The sequence below is a fragment of the Methylobacterium sp. Leaf111 genome, assembly GCF_001423285.1.
Lineage (GTDB): Bacteria > Pseudomonadota > Alphaproteobacteria > Rhizobiales > Beijerinckiaceae > Methylobacterium.
The window spans coordinates 1-2,308 of record NZ_LMNE01000065.1; the positions used below are offsets into that span (position 1 = coordinate 1).

General features: G+C 61.8%; 4 protein-coding genes. 2 read left to right on the forward strand and 2 right to left on the reverse strand.

What is annotated here, in order from left to right:
• Positions 1–321: 321 nt before the first annotated feature.
• Together ASF41_RS20475 and ASF41_RS20480 are read right to left on the reverse strand one after the other, a co-directional pair.
• Positions 322–567 carry a hypothetical protein gene (locus tag ASF41_RS20475; RefSeq protein WP_056496531.1) on the reverse strand — a complete coding sequence of 82 codons (246 nt, stop codon included), beginning with the start codon at positions 565–567 and terminating at the stop codon, positions 322–324.
• Between the two features lie 108 nt (positions 568–675).
• A complete protein-coding gene (locus tag ASF41_RS20480; protein ID WP_056273390.1) occupies positions 676–864 on the reverse strand; it encodes a hypothetical protein in 189 nt (62 codons plus the stop codon).
• 202 nt (positions 865–1,066) lie between these two features.
• Between ASF41_RS20480 and ASF41_RS20485 the strand changes: the two genes are divergently transcribed.
• Positions 1,067–1,678, forward strand: coding sequence for a plasmid pRiA4b ORF-3 family protein (locus ASF41_RS20485; protein ID WP_056496533.1), 612 nt, complete (start codon positions 1,067–1,069; stop codon positions 1,676–1,678).
• A gap of 100 nt (positions 1,679–1,778) precedes the next feature.
• Positions 1,779–2,138, forward strand: a complete 360-nt coding sequence (locus ASF41_RS20490) for a hypothetical protein (RefSeq protein ID WP_056496535.1) — start codon at positions 1,779–1,781, stop codon at positions 2,136–2,138.
• Positions 2,139–2,308: the final 170 nt, after the last annotated feature.

Genomic DNA, 2,308 nt, shown 5'->3' on the forward strand with positions numbered 1-2,308 from the left:
CGTCAGGTCAAACCGCGCCATCCTCGGTCCTCCATATGGAAAACCAACGACGCACCGACCAAACCGTGCCACCCGTTATGGGTTCACGACCTAGGGCGTCCGTGATGGCGATGCGAAGCGCTTGGCCCTCGTTGCCTTCGGTGGTCACAAGGTAGGCTTGAGCGATGGCCTCGATGGGACAGGGAGTGAGTGGCCGTGTGTCGTCTGTCGGTGCCACGCAATGATGCCCCTTCGATCCGCAAGGAGAACGGATGAGGAACACGCCATAAGCCGATGGGTTCGGTCAAGGGAGGGAAGAATGATTGAGCCAGCCTGCCCCTTTCAAACCTTCCAGTACGAAAGCGACCGCGCCTTCTCGTCCCAGAGCAAGGCCGTGGTGAGGTAGGACACCTCAACGGCCACCAGCATCAGCACAGCGCTGAGAAGAACGGACGGCAATGGCCGATGGCTGAGCGCGCCCTCCAGCCCAATGGCGACAGCCAAGACCGAGACGAGGATCAGCAGGCCCCGCACCGTGAAAGTTCGGCTGGCAGCGGCTCCGAGAAGGGCGAAACAAAGGTACAACATGGCGTCACCAAAGGTAGGGCCGTCCAGACTACCTACGTATCCCACAAGCACAAGTTCCAATAATAGGCACATTTGTGCTCTGCGGTATTAGCTCTGCACCGCAAAAACTTAGCCCATCAGCAGCAGCATAATGTTGAATGCAGCCCAGCAGAGAAAGACTACCCATGCCAGTGTAGCAGCAAGGCTGAGCGCCAGGAACAGAGGGACGGGCAGCCGCTGCAAGGCATCCACAGCCGCAGCAAGCTTGGTCCGCAACGCAAGCCAGCCCGAGGGCGGCTTAGAGTGGTTCGCCTTCATGGCCGGGACTTCGCTCGCCAACATGACGTCTACCCCGGCAGTGCCATTGGGTAGCCCCGGGAAGGGCAGAATGAACGTCTTGCGAGAAGAAACCGTTGCGGCAGTTGCAGGGTGGATGGATTTCGCGAACTAGGGTTACCGGCCTTTGACGCATCCCTAAGGGGCCTTGTGTCCCTACGCCCTCCCCTGGTTAGCTCTGGGCATGAGCTACGTGGACCGCATCGCGCGCCTGCGCATCACCCTCAACGACACCAAGCCGCCCATCTGGCGCACTGTCGAGGTGCCGCTCACGACGAGCCTCAAGGGCCTCCATGAGGTCATCCAGGCGGCGATGCCGTTCGAGGACTACCACCTGTTCGACTTCCGCGTGGGTGAACAGCGGTACCCGATCCCGGTCCCTCAGTTCGATGGACCTGAGACCCGTCACGCGAAGCTAACAAAACTCGGAGCGCTCATCGAGAAGGGCTTCAGTGAGTTCGTCTACACCTACGACTTCGGGGATAACTGGCAGCACACGTCGAAGGTCAAGGAGATCACTCAGGCGGACCCAACAATGCCCTATCCGCGCCTCGTTGGTGGCGAGCGGCGGGCACCTCCCGAGGACGTTGGAGGTACCTGGGGGTTCGAGGAGTTCGTTGAGGCGATGACCAAGCCTCGGCATCCCGAGAAGAAGGCCATGCTGGCTTGGTATGGTGGCCCCTTCGACCCTGAGACGATGGACGTTGAGGCCATTGAGGCTGCCATGGCGAAGCTGGCAAAACGCCGTGCCATTGGACGAGCTGCCTTCGCAAAGGGTCGGCCTCATGGCGGCTGAAGCATCCTAGCAGCCCTGTAGCGCGACCTATTCGACACCTCTCGGCCCCGAGCTTGTTTGCCGCCTTCGTATGGCCGCGCTTCCCCCGTAAATCGCCCGCATGCATCGTATCGCACGCCTTCTCGGCTGGCTCGCTTTGGCCACCCTCGTCTTCGTCACAGTCGTGCCAATCGGCCTGCGACCTGTCTCCGGCGCACCTGTCAGTCTGGAGCGCCTCGGTGCCTTCGCTGTGCTCGGCTTCCTGTTCGCCTTTGGCTACTCGAAGCGCCCGGTGCGGGTGCTGGCTCTCGTCATCATCGCTGCTGCCGGGCTCGAAGCGTTCCAGTTGCTGGAGGCGACGCGCCACGGTCGCATGGCGGACTTCTTGGTCAAGGCAGCAGGTGGCGGCATAGGCGTAGCGATTGGATCGGGGCTCGCCGCTCTGCCAGCTTTGCGGCGAGGGGTAGAGGCTGAGGTCTAAGGCGAGCGGACGAGTGCTTGGAGGAGGCTCCACGCGCCCTACCTACTGCCCATGACCAACCCGCCAGACGCCTGGGATTGCCCCGGTTTGGTGGACACCGACAACGCTTTCGCGTGAGGTGTTTATCCGATGCCCAAGAGCCGTCCCCCATACCCCGCCGAGTTCCGCCG